Here is a 15,501-nt window from a genome sequence, read left to right on the forward strand (position 1 = left end):
CGTTTCCGTCACCGGTCCTCACCGGCGGTGGTAGGCCTCTGATGACGGCAGGTCCCTGACGGGTTCTCACCGGCGCGGGAGGTCCTCGCGAGGCAGCCAGTTGCGCCGGATGATCGGCAGGTCCCGTTCGGCCTCGGCCAGGTCGTCGTCGCTGGGCCGTGACGCGTCCCGGGCCCGCAACGCCGCCCCGACACTCACCTGGGACGATCCGGACCCGACCAGACCGCGCAGCCCCCGCTCGGACTCCCGCTCGTCGCCGCCCACGGCACCGGGCCGTTTCGGCATGCCACCGCGGGTCGGCCGGCCGGTCGACCGGTCACCGGCGGACGGCGGCCCGTCGGGGGTCACCGCGGCCGGAGGCGGTGCGTGCGGCGGAGCGGGAACCGGCGGCGGAGCCGGCACCGGAGGGTGCGGCGGAGGCGCGGGCACCGCGGGTGGGGCGCTGGGGGCCGCGGGTGGGGCGCTGGGGGCCGTGGGTGGGGCAGTGGGCACGGGGACAGCCGCAGCCGGCCCGGGGGCCGCCTTGGTGGTCGTCTCGTCGGTGGTCGTCTCGGCGGACGCCGAGGAGGGACGCACACGGCGGCGTCGGCGTTCGGGCTGGCCCATGCATCCGACGGTACCGCCGTGCCGATCAACTCAGAACACCTCGGTCGGGCTGGGCAGCCGGTTCCAGCGGAACGCGATCGTCGGGTCGTTGCCGGTCAGCTGACGGACCCGCCCGGCCGCGGCGAGCGTGCTGAACGAGGTGCCGCCCAGATAGACCGCGCCCAGATCGGTCACCGACAGGGCCACGTCGGCCGGGTCGGTGGTCGCCGTGCAGGTCGCCCCGTCCGGTCCGCCGGTGAGGCGCCAGCGGCCGGTGTTCGCGGTCAGGATCGGGTCGGTGACCTCGAGGACCACGTCGACAGCGGTGGCGTAGCGCCGGGCGGCCAGCGCCCCGGGTACGTCGATCACGCGCAGCCACAGGGCGTCGACATGACCGGCGCCGAGCCGGCGGGGCTCGTCGACCATGTAGATGAGCGGCTCCTCGACGGCGGCCAGCCGCATGGTGACGCTGCGGGTCAGGTCGATGCCGAGCAGGAAACGCCAGAGCGCCTGATAGGTCTCCGGGTCGGCGGCGACCACCTCACGGACCTGCACCTCGGCGCTCGGGCCGTGGCTGTTCCAGTCGTCCTTGATCCGCCACAGCGCATAGCCGGTGGGGCCGCCGGGACCCTCGTGCACCACGGCGTACCGCTTGGTGGCGCCGTCCCGATGGTCCTTCGGGTCGCCGAGGACCCAGGTCCACCAGCGGTCGTCCCGGCTGGACCAGCCGACGCGCCCGGGCCGCAACTGCTCGTACACCTTGGTCATCTCGGTGCGGAGGTTCTCCGGATCGGCCATCCGCAGCCGGCCGGACGGTTCCGGCGGCGGGGCGGGGAGACGTACCTCACGATTCATGATGTTGAGGAACAGCCGGTTGGCGGCCGGGCCGTACCCGAATCGGGGGTAGATCGAGGTCTCGCTGGCCCAGAGGATCGCCACCGGCTCCCGGCCGGCGTCGGCGATCTCGTGCAGTTGCCGGTGCATCATCCGGGTGAGAAGGCCACGCCGCCGATGGGTGGGCAGTACGCCGACCCCGGAGACGTGCGCGGCCGGGATGATCGCCCCGGGCACGGTCAGATCGCGGCTGAAGGCCTGGACATGCCCCGCCACCAGCCCCGCGTCGTCGGCGACCATCGAGCGGTCCAGCTCGTAGACCACCCCCTCCAGGTCCCGGAGCTCCCCGCTGATGTCCTCGTGGAAGACGGTGCTGAGAAGCCGGAAGATGTCCGCGAAGTCGTCGTCCTTGCTCGGGCGCAGTACTGTCTCATCCTTCATAAGCTGTGTGTAACGGACTGCTGTGTGCTGCGGCGACCGATTTGTTGGCTCGCTACGCTCGAACTTGTCGCCAGTCGGCGACCGCAGCCGGAGGGGGAACGATGCCGGAGCAACCGCAGTGGTCCGAGCGGACGCTCGACATGCCACCGCAGGACCCGTGGGCCGATCAGCCGACCAGGCAGACGACCCCGGAGAGCGCCGCCACCTCGCAGGTGCCGGCCGCGCAGGCGCCCACGTCGCCGGCTCCCGACCCGTCCCCCTTCAGTCAGGGGCGCGCCCGGGTCGGCCAGCCCACCCAGCGCACCGAGCAGTTCCGGGCCGGCCACGAGCCGACCGGCACCGGCTGGCCCGAGCAGCATCACCAGGAGCGCCCGCAGCGCAGCCTGAGCTGGCACATGCGCCAGTGGCGGCGGGGCGGCGAGTGGAGCAGCGCGGCGGTGCTGTTCGCGTTCGTCGGCTGGGGCATCTGGGCGATCTCCGAGGGCGGCAGTCTGGGCGGGCCGCTGATCATCTTCCTGGTGACGCTCGCCGTCGCCGTCGGCGTCTTCGCGCTGGCCCGGCTGGTCGGCCGGCTCGTGCTGGAGCAGCGGCTGGGCCGGCAGCGGCACACCGCCCGCGGCGCGCACATGGTGACCGGGCTGTTCCTGGCCGGTGTCGGGTTCGCGTTCCTGCGCCAGACCGGCTGGGTCGTCGACGCCTTCAACTGGGTGACCGGTTTGTTCCGTTAGCCGGCCGCTGTCCGGGCAGGCCCGGGGGCCTGCCCGTGACGTCAGCTGACCGGCTTGCCACCGGTGACGCCGAGCACCTCACCGGTGGTGTAACTGGAGTCATGGCTCGCGAAGTAGACGTAGGCGGCGGCGAGTTCGGCGGGCTGTCCGGCCCGGCCGAGTGGGGTGTCCCCGCCGAACGACTCCACCTTCTTCGCCGGCATGGTCGCCGGGATCAATGGTGTCCAGATCGGGCCGGGCGCGACGGCGTTCACCCGGATGCCCTGCTCGGCCAGGTCCTCGGCGAGCGCCTTGGTGAAGGCCACGATGCCGCCCTTGGTGGTGGCGTAGTCGAGCAGGGCGCTGGACGACAGATAGGCCTGGATCGACGCGGTGTTGACGATGGCCGCGCCGGGCGGCATGTGCGGGACCGCCGCCCGGCAGAGCCAGAACATCGCGTACAGGTTGGTCTTCATGACCCGGTCGAACTGCTCGTCGGTGATCTTGGTGATCCCACCGGGCTGGGCCATCTGGTAGGCGGCGTTGTTCACCAGGATGTCGACGCCGCCGAGTTCGTCGCGGGCCCGGTCGATGATCGCCCGGCAGTGTCCCTCGTCGCGGATGTCGCCGGGCACGAGGACCGCCTTGCGCCCGGCCTTCTCGATCCACTGTGCGGTGTCGTCGGCATCGGACTGCTCCTCCGGCAGGTAGGAGATCAGCACGTCGGCGCCCTCCCGCGCGTAGGCGATCGCCACGGCCCGGCCGATACCGGAGTCCCCGCCGGTGATGACGGCTTTCCGGCCGGTCAGCCGGCCGGTGCCGCGGTAGCTCTCCTCACCGTGGTCCGGCCGGTCCGGCATGGCCGAGGTGAGACCGGGCGGCCGCTGGTCGCCGCCGTCGAGTGCGGGCTTCGGGTACAGGTCGCGTGGGTTCATGCCTTCCCGCATTCCCGGGAAGCGCGCCGTCAACCACGTCAGCGGTTCTTGAAGTAGCGGAACAGGTGCCGTTCGCGGACCGTCAGTACGCCCAGGACGGCACCGATCAGGGCGGCGCACACCGCCGCGAGCGGCCCGCGGACGTCGACCAGGTAGACCGCCGCCGCGTCCTCCGGGCCGGCCGCCGTCACCCCGGCCAGCAGCGCCACCGCCGCCAGCACCACCGCCGCGCCGGACCAGGCGGCCGTCTCGATCACCTGGGTGGCCAGCAGATCCCGCCGGGACTCGCCCAGATGCAGTGCGGCGGCCAGCTCCAGCCGCCGGATCCGGACCGCCGCCAGACCGATCAGCAGACCGGCCAGCGCGCAGGCCGGCAGCCCGAACCGGGTCGGCCGGCCGGTGAACTCGGCCAGCGCGTCGAACCGGTTCCCCCGGCTGGTGTTGAGCTGGCCGACGGTGACCGCGTCGGCTGCCGACGCGTCCACGTCCAGTGCGGCGTGCAGCAGCTGCTCGCGGTCCCGGGACAGCGGCCAGATGTCGGCCCAGCACTCGTCGAAGGAACCGGCCGCCGGTTCGGGAAGCAGCGCGGCGTACGCCAGCCGGCTGTCCCGCCCGTCGTCCGGGTAGTCGTAGAGCCCGGCGACGGTGAGCGTCCCGGAGGCGGTCGGCAGCTCCTGACCGGGCTGTACGCCGAGCGTGCGGGCCAGCGGAGCGGGCAGCCACGCCCCGGCGGGTGCGGCCGGGTCGCCGCCGAGCACCGCGATCAGCCCCGGGGTCACCGAGTAGGCGGGCACCGGGTTCGCGTTCATCGTGCGCAGCACCACGGCGCCGGACTCACGGAGCGCGCCGGCGGCCCGTACCCCGGCGACGGTGGCGAGGCGTTCGCACGAGGCGGCGTCGGTCATGGCGGGGGCGACCATCACCCGTACCGAGGCGCCCGACGCGACGAAGTCCGCGGCCCGCCGCTGCACGCCGATGACCGTCCGCGCGTCCATGATCGCCGCGCCGGCTGTCACCGCGGCCAGCAGCAGGGCGAACAGCAGCGCCCGGGACGTGCCGGTGACCAGGTTGCGCCCGGCCTCGGACAGGATCGACCGGAACCTCATGACACACCCACCGCCAGGTCGACGACTCGGGTGCAGGCGGCCCGGGTGTGCGGGTCGTGGGTGGCGATGACCACGATGGTGCCCTCCTGCGCGACCGCCCCGAGCGTCCGGTTGACGGTCGCCGCCGTGGTGATGTCGAGCTGGGCGGTCGGCTCGTCGACGAGCAGCAGGTCCGGGGCGGCACAGACCGCCCGGGCCAGCATGAGCCGCTGCGCCTCGCCGCCGGACAGCTCCCGGAACGGCTGGCGCTCGGACCGGTCGAGCTGGAAGGTGGCGAGCACCTCGCGGGCCCGCTCCCGGGCCTGCGCGCGGGTCCGGCCGGCGGCGAGCAGCGGCAGGCAGACGTGGTCGAGCGCGGTGCGGGCGGGTACGCCGTACGGGTTCTGGAACACCCAGCCGGTCCGGTGCACCCCGATCCGCTCGATCCGCCCCTCGACCGGCGTCACCCAGCCCGCCAGCAGCGACAGCAGCGTCGACTTGCCCGACCCGGACGGCCCGCAGAGCCCGGTGATCTCGCCGGGTTCGAGGGTGACGTCGAGTCCACGGAACAGGAACGGCGCCCCCGGGAAGTGGTGTCCCAGCCCTTCGCCGCGGAGGAGTTTCGTGGTCACTCGCAGCCTCCGGTGGCGACGGCCGGCCCGAGGTCGACCCGGTCCGGCGCCGGGCCGTCGACGGTGACGAGGGTCGCGCCGAGGCGGGAGCTGACCACCCGTACCGCATAGGTCTGCTCGCCGGACCGCACGCACCCGGTGTCGCCCTCCAGGCCGAAGATCGCGCCCGGCGGCATCTTGAGGGTCTCCAGCGGCTCGCGCAGCGCGAGGCTGCCGGTCACGTCGGCGTCCTTGCCGCTCGCCTCCAGCAGCCGGTACTCGGCGCTGGCGGCGACCTCGTCCAGGAGCTTCGTGTCGGTGGCGACGCCGTCCCGGCCGATCGGCCCGGTCGCGCCCATCACGGTGAGTGTCCGCTCGCCGTCGACCAGGTTGGCCGGCAGGGTGTCGACGGTGATCGCGGTGAGCCGGGCGGGCACCTTCGCGAACTGCTGCCCGGCCGCGATCCGCGCGCCCTTGACCAGCTCGCACGAGCCGGGCCGGACCGAGGCGGCGGGCAGCCACAGCACCTCGGCGGCGGCCAGTTTCCCGTCCGGCGCGGCCTTGCCGGTCGCCTTCTGGAGTTTGCGGACCGCCGCCGACGTCCGCCGGTCGTAACGCCCGGTGTCCGGCGCCGGGTAGCCGAGCCGCCTCAGCTCACGCTGCACCGCCCGTACGTCGTCGCCCTTGTCGCCCCAGGTCAGGTCCCGGTAGGGCGGCACCGAGGTGGCCATCGCGACGACCGGGACGCCGTCGACCCGGGCGGCGCGCTGCCCGGCGGCCAGCGGCCGGCCGGGCCGGCAGGAGACCTCGGTGACCCGTCCGGCGAGTCCGACGGTGAGAGGTGCGGCGGGTGCCCGGGCCAGAGAGATCTTGACGGTACGGTCGTCCGCCAGCCGTTCCCGCCCGACCGGTGCGTCCGCCAGTCGTTCCGCCGCCCGCAACTGGTCCGGGGCGGTGGCGGGGCGGAGCAGGAAGCCGGTGGCCCCGGCCGCGCCGAGCAGCGTCAGCCCGGCCAGGATCGCGGTCCCCGCGAACCGTGTGTCGGCCACCTCAGCTCCCGCCCTTCGGGGCGTCCACCTGGACCGCGATGCCGCCGGCGGTGAGGCACTTCTGTGCCTCCGGGTTCATCGGGTCGAAGTCGCCGGACGAGTCCATGTCGGACTTGAGGTAGGCCATCAGGTCGTCCGGGGTGTAGGAAGACGGCACCAGGCCCGCCTTGACCAGGCAGCGGACCGCCACCAGCCGCGGGTCGGAGAGCAGATCCGGGTTGTCGACCTGGGTCCGCAGCAGCGCTTCCAGGCTCATCAGGCCGGCCTTGGCCGCGCAGTCCTGCATGGTCGCGGCGTACGCGTCGATCCCGTCACCGAGGTCCGCCGGCGGAGTGATCTTGTAGATGCCGTTGGCCTGCTTGGTGTAGGTGCCGGCCAGCCCGGCGTCCTCGGCGCACCGCCGGTACCGGCTGAACGCCTCCTCGTAGTCGGCCGGGTCGATCCGTCCGGTCTCGATGGCTCGGTCGAGGGCAGCCTTCTCGAAGTCCGACGCGGCCCGTGCGCGGGCGTCCCGGAACTGGTCGACGAGCGGTTTCATCTGCTCGCCGGAGCCCTGCCGCGGCATCGCCTCGGTGGTCGAGTCGACCCCGCAGCCGCTGGCCAGTGCCAGCGTGACGGCGGCCACGGCCACCCACATCCTCGTTCGTCTCATGCTGTCCCCGATTCGCAGACATGGCGGAGCGCGGCGGGACGGTCGATACGACCCGCCGCGCTCTGCCGGTGGTGGTTACTGGAAGTAGTTGCGAGCGGCGTAGCTCAGCGAGACGCCGCTGTCCGCGCGGGCCCACGACCAGCCGCTGTACCAGCCGGAGAAGATGCTGCTGCCCCCGTGCTGGGCGTAGGAGTTGCTCCAGTACGAGCAGTCCTCGGTGTGGGCCTCGGCGTAGGCGTAGTTGATGTTCGCGGTCCGGGAGTCGGACGCGCAGGCCGCCTGGGCCGGGCTCGCGATGGCGAGCCCCGCGATGGTGCCGCCGAGCAGGAGGCCGGTGGTGGCCAGCCCGGTGCCGAGCTTCTGGCGAAGAGTCGTCGCCGACATGTCGATGCCCCTCTCGTCTGCCGCCGGACGGCGGCTGTCGATGGTTTCCGGAAAAGCGCGTTCGCTGTTTCCGTAAGAAGCATCGAGGCCGGAGATAAGCGTGCGCATAAGCGCGGGATAAGCTAATTCACATTCGCCGCCCGGTCAGTCGCCGGACTCTCGTGGATGATCCGGCACGCCGTCGTCGACGGACGGATCCTGATATCTCTCGCCGGGCTGCGCGGCCCGGCCGAGGGTGTACCGGACCGACCCGCCGGCGTCCGCGGAAATGCGTATCACCATCGTGCAGGCGGCCGGTTCGAGGCGGCAGTCGACGGCCGCCGGGCCGGTCGGCACCAGCTCGGTCGAGGCGGTGCCCTCGCCGCCGCTGGTGCGCAGCAGCACACCGATCCGGTCCGGCGGGGCCGGCACCAGCTCGATGGCCACGTCCAGCCCCACCGCGTCGAACGCCTCACGGTAGGCGGCCCGGTCGGCCAGCGGGTCCTTGATCCGGGCGACGTAGAAGCCGTCCTCCCGGTGCACGGCGATCGCCGAGTTCGCATACGACGTGGTGCCGGTCGTGCCCAGCAGGCTCGGCCCGAGCACCACCACCGCGGTCGTGACGGTCAGCGCCGCCGTGGCCAGCCCCAGCGTGCGGGCCGGCCGGGCGGACCGTCGCCACCACGGGCGGGCGACCGTCTCGTACGGCTCGGCGGTCAGCGCCGTCAGCAGGGACGACGCGCCCGGGCCACGGTGCAGCCCGGTCAGTTCCTGATCGCCGGCCCGCGCCGTGCGGGCCAGCCGGGTGTCCAGTTCGTCGGTCATCGCGGCCTTCCTGACATGGCCGGTCGGTCGGGGACGTCGCCGGACTCGGCGAGCTGCCGGGTCAGGCGCTTGCGGGCCCGGTGCAGCCGGATCCGGACGGCGTTGCGGGAGACACCGAGCACCGCGGCTATCTCGCCGTGATCCAGCCCCTCCCAGGCGACCAGGGACAACAGCTCCCGGTCCTCCTCCGGCAGGAGACGCAGGGCCGGGCCGAGGGAACCCAGGTCGGCGCTGTCCTCGGCGCTCGGCGCGTAGAACCCGGCCAGGTCGCCGACGAGTGCGTAGGACAGGTCCCGGCGGCGCGCGGCACCCCGGCGATGTGCCGCCAGGACGTTGCGGGCCACTCCGTAGAGCCAGAGGCGGGCCTGGTCACCCGGAGGCACCGCGTCGAGCCGACGCCAGGTGACCGCGAAGGTCTCGGCGACGACGTCGGCGGCGTCCTCGGCACAGTCGCAGCGCCGCATCGCATAGCCCAGGAGATGGTGGAACGTGGCGGCATACAGGGCCTCGAACCGGGCGGTCCGGTCCTCCTGCACGGCAACCCTCCTTCGCTCGGCGAGCGGTGCTGACACCCCTACATGTCGCCGCGCGCCCCGGCATTCCAGGGAACCCGCGGAAAACCTGTCAGGCTCAGCAGCGCGGCCGCCTCGGCGCCCCGCAACAGCTCCTGGTGGAAGCGGTTGAGCAGGGGCATGTCCAGCCCGGTCTGCTCGACCAGGTGATATCTGGCCTGCGGAAACGTCTCGTTGGAGGCCTCCACGCGACGGCCGATCGACGCCTGCGCGGCCATCAGCTGGAGCCACGGCAGCTCCCGTGACGGGTAGCGGATGGTCATCGAGTGCAGGATCGGCAGTGCCTCCTGCGGGTGACCCAGGCGCAGGTGGCACTGCGCGGCCAGCTCCTCGGCCCGGAACCGGGCCTCCTCCAGCCGGTGGGCGGCGATCTCCAGGTCGAGCACGTCACGGACGCCGGTCATCGCCTCGGAACCGCGCCACAGGGCGAGCGCCTCGGTGACCGCGGCCAGCGACTCACGCAGCCGGCCCGCCTCGTGGAGCAGCCGGCTCTGCAGCGCCCGGGACCGGAAGCGGTCCGCGTCGGTCTCCAGGCACAGCCGGTACCCACCGCGGATGCTCTCGACGGCCTCCCCCTGACCGCCGGCCAGCCGCCGGATCATCCGGACGTGGTTGCGGACCATCTGGACCGCGCTGTCCGGAGCGTCGTCGTCCCACACGCGGTCCACGATGTATCGCGCGGTGAGTGGCACCTCGCGGTTTTCCGCGAGCAATGCCATGACCTTGCGTAATTGAACCGACAGTCTTGTTTCCGTCGCTTCGGCTGAATCGATGGTCACCGGCCCGAGAATGAGCACCCGCGCCGGTCGATCATATCTTTTGGTCATCCTTCCCCGCCCCCGTGCGATTATTGACGATCGTCGCTCAACCTAATCGCAGGTCGGCGCGCAGGAAAGTGTACGAGCGGCCGATATTGCGTGATTCCTGCTGTCAACAATCTTCATTGCCGGTGAAAAGGACCGGTGTTCGGATCACCGCGCGGGACGCTGAACTGGTGGTTCACCGTGGCCGCCGGAGCGGGGACCGGGCCCCATCGGGCCGTCCCGGGTGGGTACGCACGTCGCCCGGCCGACCACAATGCGGGACGGCCGGGCGATGGGAGCGTGCTCACTCAGGTGGATCAGCGGGTTCGGAGACGTGGGCGGTCACTATGCGCCACCCCTCGGGCAGGAGGACCCATGTCTGTGACTGTCGCCCCAGCACATCACTGCCGGGATAACCGAACAACGTCGTCACCACGGCGGTGCTCCGGCCGTACCCCCGGATGGTCGTGTCCTTGAGCCGGCGACCCGGCGGCAGACCGCCCTGCGTCTCCCGCCACCTCCTCTGCTCCTCGATGCCGGACTGCTGGTCGGCGATGCCGAACCGGATCGCCTCGGCGGCGAAGAAGCCGATGATCGCGTCGACGTCGTCGGCGACGAGGGCCCGCTCGTAGGCTTCGAACGCCTCGGTGACCTCGGCGATCACCTCGGGAAGGTCGCGCTCCATGTCAGGACACCGTGGCCGGCTCTTCGAGGGACGCCTCCTCGGGATCGGGCACCCGGGGCGCCGGCTTGGTCAGCGCGAAGAGCACGCAGACCGCGGTGAGGAAGAGGTAGCCGAGGGAGACCGGCCCGTCCGCGTTGAACTGCACCTTCTCGGCGTGGATCAGGCCGACGAAGGTGAGAACCGCGCCCGCGCCGGAGAAGACCGCGGCGTGCCAGAACCGTTTGTCGATGATGAACGCCACGATCGCGCCCAGCACCAGACCGGCCAGGATCGCGCCCTCACCGAGCGTCTTCAGGCCGTCGTAGACCACGCCCGCCCCGGCCAGCGCCTCGGTGCCGACCGCCGCGGCCGACGTCCCGGCCGCGGCCAGCGCGTTGTCCATCTGGCCGGTCGCCCACGACGCGATGTTCGGGATCAGCGCGGCCACCACCGCGGCGGCGTGTGCCCGCGGCGTCGCCTGGAACGCCTGCGCACCGATCAGCAGGCCGATGTAGAGCAGGATCGGCACGATCGCCGCGGTCGGGAAGATCGCGCCGAGCAGGCCGAACAACCCGAAGAAGCAGAGCAGCGCGATCACCACGCCGGTCGCCATCGAATATCCGGTACGGCCACCCGCCGCCTTCCACCCGGGGTGACCGACGTAGACCGCCGGCGGGAACGGCGACCCGAGACACGACCCGATCACCGCGCCCGCGCCGTCGGCCAGCAGCACACTGCGCAGGTTGTACCGGTCACCGGCGGTGGCGGCGCTCTCCACGTTGGTCATTGCCTCGGTGAAGTTGTAGACGCCCAGCGGGATCGCCGTCGCCAGCAGCGGTGCCATGTCCTTGAGCCCCTCGACGAGCAGGTCGAACTTGAGGTGCGGGAAGGCGAACGCGATGTCCTTGGCGGCACTCTGCACGTCCGGCACCGACATGGCACCGCCGATCCAGCCGATCGCCGTGCCGACCAGCAGCGCGGCCAGCCCGATCGGGAAGTTGAACGGCAGTTTCACGTCGGTGAGCAGGCCGATCAGCAGCAGGCCGAAGACCGGCAGGGCGATCCACGCGTAGTTCCACATGTTGCCGGCCGGGTTCATCGAGATGAACGTGATCGAGATGCCGGCCAGGGTGCCGAGCAGCGCGGCCCGCGGGGTGTACTTGCGGATGTACGGGCCGACGAACGCGCCGATCAGCACGATCACGCCGATGATGAACGCCCACGCGATGCCGGCCGTCCACGCCGCGATCGGATCCTTCGTGGTGAGGTAGATCGGCAGCATGATCACGAAGATGACGATGAACATGTGCGGGACGCTCGGGCCGTAGGGGAGGGCCGTCACGTCGGTGCGGTTCTCCTTCACCGCCAGCCGCCGCGCGAGGAAGGTGTAGTAGACGTTGCCGGCGACCAGGGCGATGCCCAGCGCCGGGAGGATCACGCCGAAGACGTTGCCGGCCGGCAGCTGGATCACGCCGAGACAGAGGCCGGTCAGGGTGAGCACGTTGACCAGGACGTTGACGCCGAAGCCGAAGAAGGCGTTGGTGTCACCCCGGACCCAGTAGGGCAGTTTGGCCGCCGGAGCGGCAGTGGTGGCGGTCATCTCTTCACTCCTGAATCGCGGCGATCACTGCGGGGGATTCGGCGACCCAACCGAAGATGCCGCCCTGGGCGGCGATCATCTTGAGGCCGACCTGCTGGAACTCAGGGAAGTAGGAGCCGACGCAGTCGGCCAGGACGAGACACTCGTAGCCGCGGTCGTTCGCCTCACGGACCGTGGTGTGCACGCACACCTCGGTCGTGACCCCCGTGACGACCAGGGATTTGATGCCATCGTTGTCGAGGATCTTGTGCAGATCGGTGGCGTAGAACGCGCCCTTGCCGGGCTTGTCGACCACCGGTTCGCCGTCGGCGGGCTTCAGCTCGTCGATGATGTCGTGGCCGTATTCACCGCGGACGAGAATGCGGCCGAAGGTCCCCTGTTGCCCGATCATCGGTCCGCGTTTGAGCTTCGCCGGCGGGCAATCCGACAAATCGGGTAGATGTCCCTCGCGGGTGTGGATGATCGGCAGTCCGGCTCCCCGCCAGGCACTGATCAACGCGGTCAGGGGCTCGATGGTCCGCCGGAGTTCGGCGACGTCGTTGCCGAGCGACTCGCCGAAGCCGCCGGGCAGGAGAAAGTCCCGCTGCATGTCGATGACGACCAGTGCGGTCTCATCTGCTTGAAAGGTGAAGGGTCCGGGTTGAGCGTCGACAGTAGGCATTGGCTGGACCGCCTTCAGTCCGTCTTATGGGTGGTGGGTGGGGCGGTTGGAAGGGTTGCCGCTATCACGTCGTCCGAGGTGGCGACGCAGCCGAAGACGCCGCCCTGCATGGTGACCATGTGCAGCGCGGCGGTGTGGTTGGACGGATCGGTGGCCCCCGTGCAGTCGCTGAGGATCAGGCACTCGTAGCCACGGTCGTTGGCTTCACGCATGGTCGTGTGCACACAGACATCCGTGGTGATTCCGGTCAGGATCAAGTGCGTTATCCCATGGGTACGCAGCACCAGATCCAGATTCGTCGCGTAGAAGGCGCCCTTCCCCGGCTTGTCGACGATGACCTCACCGGGCGCCGGGGCGACCTCGGGCACGATCTCCCAGCCGGGCTCACCTTTGATCAGGATCCGCCCGCACGGCCCCTGCCCGCCGATCTCGGCCCCGATCCGCGCCGACCGCCACCGCTTGTTGGCCGGCAGGTCGGACAGGTCCGGGTCGTGGCCCTCGCGGGTGTGGATGACGAGCATGCCCAGCTCACGGACGTGGGACAGCAGTTTCGCGGTGGCCGGCAGTCCGGCCCGGGTGAGCTCGATGTCGTACCCCATCGAGTCGACGTAGCCGCCGGGTCCGCAGAAGTCGGTCTGCCAGTCGATACAGAGGAGGGCGGTCCGGTTTACGGGAACCGAGCCGTCGTAGGGCCAGGTGTACGGATTGGCCTGGACCGGGCCGATGGTTGCGGTCATGAGTCAGATCCCTTCAGGCGGTGGTTCCGCCAGCCGCCGCTGGCGGTGATGTCCGGGGCGCCGCTCACCGCGTACGCCTCGCACAGGAACCCGGTCACCTCGGTGCCGTCCTCCAGCACGAGCCGGCCCAGCGACAACGGCGCCGGGATGCCCGCGAGGAAGCCGCCCACCGTCGCGGCCGGCAGTTGCCAGAGTTCGATCTCGATCGCCGCCCCGCCGGCTTCGGCCCGGACCAGGCCGGGGGCGCCGGACGGCAGCTCGTACATCCGGTACAGCGGGGCGGTCCGGGCCGTACCGAGCAGGGTGCCGCCGCGTCCGAGCAGCTCACCGTTGCGTGGCTCACCACTGAGATGCAGACCCACGACAGCGACGGTCATGCCTGCCCCGCCCGGGCCGGCGCCGCTCAGCACCCGGCCCGGCAGTGTGTGGCCGGTCGTCTCCACGTCGTCGCGCATCGACCGGGCCAGCGCCATCAGGGAGTCGTCGCTGAACGCCGGCCCGAACAGCGTCAGCGACGCCGGCCGGCCGTCCTCGGTGAACCCGTTCGGCACCGTCACCGCGGCCATGTCCAGCAGGTTCGCGAACTGCGTGTACCGGCCCAGGATCAGGTTCCGGCCGATCGGGTCCCCGGCGATCTCGGCGTGCGTGAACGTGGTGCCGATCGTGGGCAGGACCAGCACGTCGATCCGCTCCCACATCCGGTCCGCGGCGGCCCGCAACTCCTGGAGCCGGTGCTGGGCCCGGAAAGCGTCGGCCGCGGTGAACCCGTGCCCGGTCTCCAGCACCCGGCGGGTCACCGGCAGCACCGACTCCGGGTGCGCGGCCAGGAAGTCACCGAGAACGGCCAGGCGCTCGGCCACCCACGGCCCGCGATAGAGCAGGTCACCGGCTTCCAGCAGCGGCGCGACATCGACCGTCACGTCTCCGGCGAACCGGGCGTAGGCCTTCTCCTGCCCGCTGTCGCCGAAGAACTCCAGACCTTCCGCGACGCCCACCCGGGGTCGCCCGGTCTGCCGCGCCTCCTCCGGCGCCCTCCTCGACCAGGGATCCTCCGGTACGAAGCCCCGCGCGACCCGCATCACCCGGTCCGCGGTGGACAGTTCCCGCGCGAACACCGAGACGCAGTCCAGGGAACGGCAGGCCGGCACCACCCCGAGGGTGCTGAGCAGTCCACGGGTCGGCTTGATCCCGGCGATGCCGTTGAGCGCGGCCGGAACCCGCCCGGATCCCGCGGTGTCGGTGCCGAGCGAGAAGTGGACCGACCCGTTCGCGACCGCGACCGCGGACCCGGAACTGGATCCACCGGAGATCAGCCCGCCCCCGAAGACGCTCTCCGGCGCCCCGTAGGGCGAGCGGGCCCCGGTCAGCCCGGTCGCGAACTGGTCCAGATTGGTCTTACCGACCACGATCGCCCCGGCGTCGACGAGTCGTTGCACCACCGGGGCGTGGCGTTCGGGCAGGTAGGCGAAGTCCGCACAGGCCGCGGTGGTGGGCAGCCCGGCCACGTCGATGTTGTCCTTGACCGCGAACGTGAGCCCGGCCAGCGGCAGGCCGGGATCCACCGCGCTGGCGCGTTCATCCAGTTCGGCCGGGCTGAACCGGCTGATCCAGATCCCGTCCGGAGCGTTCTCGTGTGCGTCCACATCGTCGATTGTCGACAATTCTGTTTCGCCGAGAACCGCGTTGTGTAACGGCCCGATTTCCCGCGGCTATCCTCGCCGCCGGGTCAGTGGAGATAGGTACGGGCGCCGTGTCCGCTCAGCGCTTCCAGAAGTGCGGCCGCGTCACCCTGCTCCGCCGCCTCGAACAACCGCTCGTGCCGCAGCACCCCGTCGAGGGCCCGGGCGGTCTCCGCCTCGCGGCGCATGTTCACCGCCATGTAGAGCTGGATCCGCACGAGGATCGACTCATACAGCCCGGTGAGCTGCCGGTTGCCGCTGAGCGCCACCACCTCGACGTGGAACCGCCGATGCGCGTTGGCCAGCTCCAGCCGATCGTCGGTCTCGGTGGCCTTGCGGATCGACTCGAGGGCCAGCCGCAGCCGGCTCAGATCGCGCCCCGGGGGAGTGGTCGTCACCGCGTGCCGCTCCAGGACGTCGCGAACCTCATACAGCTCGCGCACGTCGTCGTCGGAGAGTGTCGCGACCCGGGCGCCGCGCCGCGGGATGTGCTCGACCAGCCCCTGCTCGGCGAGCAGCCGCATGGCCTCCCGCAGCGGCGCCCGGCTGATCCCCAGCCGGCGGGTCAGCTGCTCCTCGACCAGGCGCTCACCCGGATCGGTCCGCCCACTCAGGATGTCCCGCCGCAGCCGATCGACGGCGAGCTCGACGAGACTGTACGTCTCCAACTCACCGTCGCTCACGCCGCAAGTCTGCCA

18 protein-coding genes are annotated in these 15,501 nt (G+C 71.5%); 1 reads left to right on the forward strand and 17 read right to left on the reverse strand.

The window, feature by feature from the left end; translation table 11 throughout:
- Nucleotides 1-66: 66 nt before the first annotated feature.
- Nucleotides 67-402, reverse strand: coding sequence for a hypothetical protein (locus ACFO0C_RS48440; protein ID WP_378073792.1), 336 nt, complete (start codon nt 400-402; stop codon nt 67-69).
- A gap of 234 nt (nt 403-636) precedes the next feature.
- Nucleotides 637-1,860 (reverse strand): GNAT family N-acetyltransferase, encoded by a 1,224-nt coding sequence (locus ACFO0C_RS48445; protein WP_378073712.1) that lies wholly within the window; start codon nt 1,858-1,860, stop codon nt 637-639.
- 101 nt (nt 1,861-1,961) lie between these two features.
- On the opposite strand from ACFO0C_RS48445, the gene ACFO0C_RS48450 reads away from it, so the two are divergent.
- Nucleotides 1,962-2,588 (forward strand): DNA-directed RNA polymerase II, encoded by a 627-nt coding sequence (locus ACFO0C_RS48450; RefSeq protein WP_378073713.1) that lies wholly within the window; start codon nt 1,962-1,964, stop codon nt 2,586-2,588.
- A gap of 41 nt (nt 2,589-2,629) precedes the next feature.
- On the opposite strand, the gene ACFO0C_RS48455 is transcribed toward ACFO0C_RS48450, so the two are convergent.
- From ACFO0C_RS48455 to ACFO0C_RS48525, 15 genes are all read right to left on the reverse strand, one after another.
- Nucleotides 2,630-3,502: an SDR family oxidoreductase gene (locus ACFO0C_RS48455; protein ID WP_378073714.1), complete on the reverse strand. Its 873-nt coding sequence runs from the start codon at nt 3,500-3,502 to the stop codon at nt 2,630-2,632.
- A gap of 38 nt (nt 3,503-3,540) precedes the next feature.
- On the reverse strand, nt 3,541-4,608 hold the full coding sequence (locus ACFO0C_RS48460; protein ID WP_378073715.1) for a hypothetical protein: 1,068 nt from the start codon (nt 4,606-4,608) through the stop codon (nt 3,541-3,543).
- Nucleotides 4,605-5,219 (reverse strand): ABC transporter ATP-binding protein, encoded by a 615-nt coding sequence (locus tag ACFO0C_RS48465; protein WP_378073717.1) that lies wholly within the window; start codon nt 5,217-5,219, stop codon nt 4,605-4,607. Before ACFO0C_RS48465 ends, ACFO0C_RS48460 begins: the two co-directional genes overlap by 4 nt.
- Nucleotides 5,216-6,247 (reverse strand): peptidoglycan-binding domain-containing protein, encoded by a 1,032-nt coding sequence (locus tag ACFO0C_RS48470; protein WP_378073718.1) that lies wholly within the window; start codon nt 6,245-6,247, stop codon nt 5,216-5,218. The genes ACFO0C_RS48465 and ACFO0C_RS48470 overlap by 4 nt, the downstream gene beginning before the upstream one ends.
- A gap of 1 nt (nt 6,248) precedes the next feature.
- Nucleotides 6,249-6,899 (reverse strand): hypothetical protein, encoded by a 651-nt coding sequence (locus ACFO0C_RS48475; protein ID WP_378073720.1) that lies wholly within the window; start codon nt 6,897-6,899, stop codon nt 6,249-6,251.
- Nucleotides 6,900-6,974: 75 nt separating this feature from the next.
- A complete protein-coding gene (locus ACFO0C_RS48480; protein ID WP_378073722.1) occupies nt 6,975-7,283 on the reverse strand; it encodes a hypothetical protein in 309 nt (102 codons plus the stop codon).
- A gap of 144 nt (nt 7,284-7,427) precedes the next feature.
- A complete protein-coding gene (locus tag ACFO0C_RS48485) occupies nt 7,428-8,087 on the reverse strand; it encodes a hypothetical protein (protein WP_378073724.1) in 660 nt (219 codons plus the stop codon).
- Nucleotides 8,084-8,623, reverse strand: a complete 540-nt coding sequence (locus ACFO0C_RS48490) for an RNA polymerase sigma factor (protein WP_378073726.1) — start codon at nt 8,621-8,623, stop codon at nt 8,084-8,086. The genes ACFO0C_RS48485 and ACFO0C_RS48490 overlap by 4 nt, the downstream gene beginning before the upstream one ends.
- A 38-nt stretch (nt 8,624-8,661) precedes the next feature.
- A complete protein-coding gene (locus ACFO0C_RS48495) occupies nt 8,662-9,486 on the reverse strand; it encodes an AfsR/SARP family transcriptional regulator (protein WP_378073727.1) in 825 nt (274 codons plus the stop codon).
- Nucleotides 9,487-9,766: 280 nt separating this feature from the next.
- The gene (locus tag ACFO0C_RS48500; RefSeq protein ID WP_378073728.1) at nt 9,767-10,147 is read right to left on the reverse strand and encodes an AtzH-like domain-containing protein; all 381 of its coding nucleotides are present in this window, start codon (nt 10,145-10,147) and stop codon (nt 9,767-9,769) included.
- A 1-nt stretch (nt 10,148) separates the two neighbouring features.
- The gene (locus ACFO0C_RS48505) at nt 10,149-11,726 is read right to left on the reverse strand and encodes a regulator (RefSeq protein ID WP_378073729.1); all 1,578 of its coding nucleotides are present in this window, start codon (nt 11,724-11,726) and stop codon (nt 10,149-10,151) included.
- Between the two features lie 4 nt (nt 11,727-11,730).
- Nucleotides 11,731-12,387: a cysteine hydrolase family protein gene (locus tag ACFO0C_RS48510; protein ID WP_378073731.1), complete on the reverse strand. Its 657-nt coding sequence runs from the start codon at nt 12,385-12,387 to the stop codon at nt 11,731-11,733.
- Nucleotides 12,388-12,401: 14 nt separating this feature from the next.
- Nucleotides 12,402-13,124 carry a biuret amidohydrolase gene (biuH, locus tag ACFO0C_RS48515; protein WP_378073733.1) on the reverse strand — a complete coding sequence of 241 codons (723 nt, stop codon included), beginning with the start codon at nt 13,122-13,124 and terminating at the stop codon, nt 12,402-12,404.
- Nucleotides 13,121-14,767, reverse strand: a complete 1,647-nt coding sequence (atzF, locus tag ACFO0C_RS48520) for an allophanate hydrolase (protein ID WP_378073735.1) — start codon at nt 14,765-14,767, stop codon at nt 13,121-13,123. Before atzF ends, biuH begins: the two co-directional genes overlap by 4 nt.
- 83 nt (nt 14,768-14,850) lie before the next feature.
- Nucleotides 14,851-15,486: a GntR family transcriptional regulator gene (locus tag ACFO0C_RS48525; protein ID WP_378073736.1), complete on the reverse strand. Its 636-nt coding sequence runs from the start codon at nt 15,484-15,486 to the stop codon at nt 14,851-14,853.
- Nucleotides 15,487-15,501 lie beyond the last annotated feature (15 nt).

It is taken from the genome of Actinoplanes subglobosus, assembly GCF_042650585.1.
GTDB classification, from domain to species: Bacteria; Actinomycetota; Actinomycetes; order Mycobacteriales; family Micromonosporaceae; genus Actinoplanes; species Actinoplanes subglobosus.

Bases quoted from the DNA above. Each gene is read 5' to 3' on its own strand.
- ACFO0C_RS48445 (WP_378073712.1), bottom strand. From the start codon at position 1,860: ATGAAGGATGAGACAGTACTGCGCCCGAGCAAGGACGACGACTTCGCG.
- ACFO0C_RS48450 (WP_378073713.1), top strand. From the start codon at position 1,962: ATGCCGGAGCAACCGCAGTGGTCCGAGCGGACGCTCGACATGCCACCG.
- ACFO0C_RS48455 (WP_378073714.1), bottom strand. From the start codon at position 3,502: ATGAACCCACGCGACCTGTACCCGAAGCCCGCACTCGACGGCGGCGAC.
- ACFO0C_RS48460 (WP_378073715.1), bottom strand. From the start codon at position 4,608: ATGAGGTTCCGGTCGATCCTGTCCGAGGCCGGGCGCAACCTGGTCACC.
- ACFO0C_RS48475 (WP_378073720.1), bottom strand. From the start codon at position 6,899: ATGAGACGAACGAGGATGTGGGTGGCCGTGGCCGCCGTCACGCTGGCA.
- ACFO0C_RS48480 (WP_378073722.1), bottom strand. From the start codon at position 7,283: ATGTCGGCGACGACTCTTCGCCAGAAGCTCGGCACCGGGCTGGCCACC.
- ACFO0C_RS48485 (WP_378073724.1), bottom strand. From the start codon at position 8,087: ATGACCGACGAACTGGACACCCGGCTGGCCCGCACGGCGCGGGCCGGC.
- ACFO0C_RS48495 (WP_378073727.1), bottom strand. From the start codon at position 9,486: ATGACCAAAAGATATGATCGACCGGCGCGGGTGCTCATTCTCGGGCCG.
- ACFO0C_RS48500 (WP_378073728.1), bottom strand. From the start codon at position 10,147: ATGGAGCGCGACCTTCCCGAGGTGATCGCCGAGGTCACCGAGGCGTTC.
- ACFO0C_RS48505 (WP_378073729.1), bottom strand. From the start codon at position 11,726: ATGACCGCCACCACTGCCGCTCCGGCGGCCAAACTGCCCTACTGGGTC.
- ACFO0C_RS48510 (WP_378073731.1), bottom strand. From the start codon at position 12,387: ATGCCTACTGTCGACGCTCAACCCGGACCCTTCACCTTTCAAGCAGAT.
- biuH (WP_378073733.1), bottom strand. From the start codon at position 13,124: ATGACCGCAACCATCGGCCCGGTCCAGGCCAATCCGTACACCTGGCCC.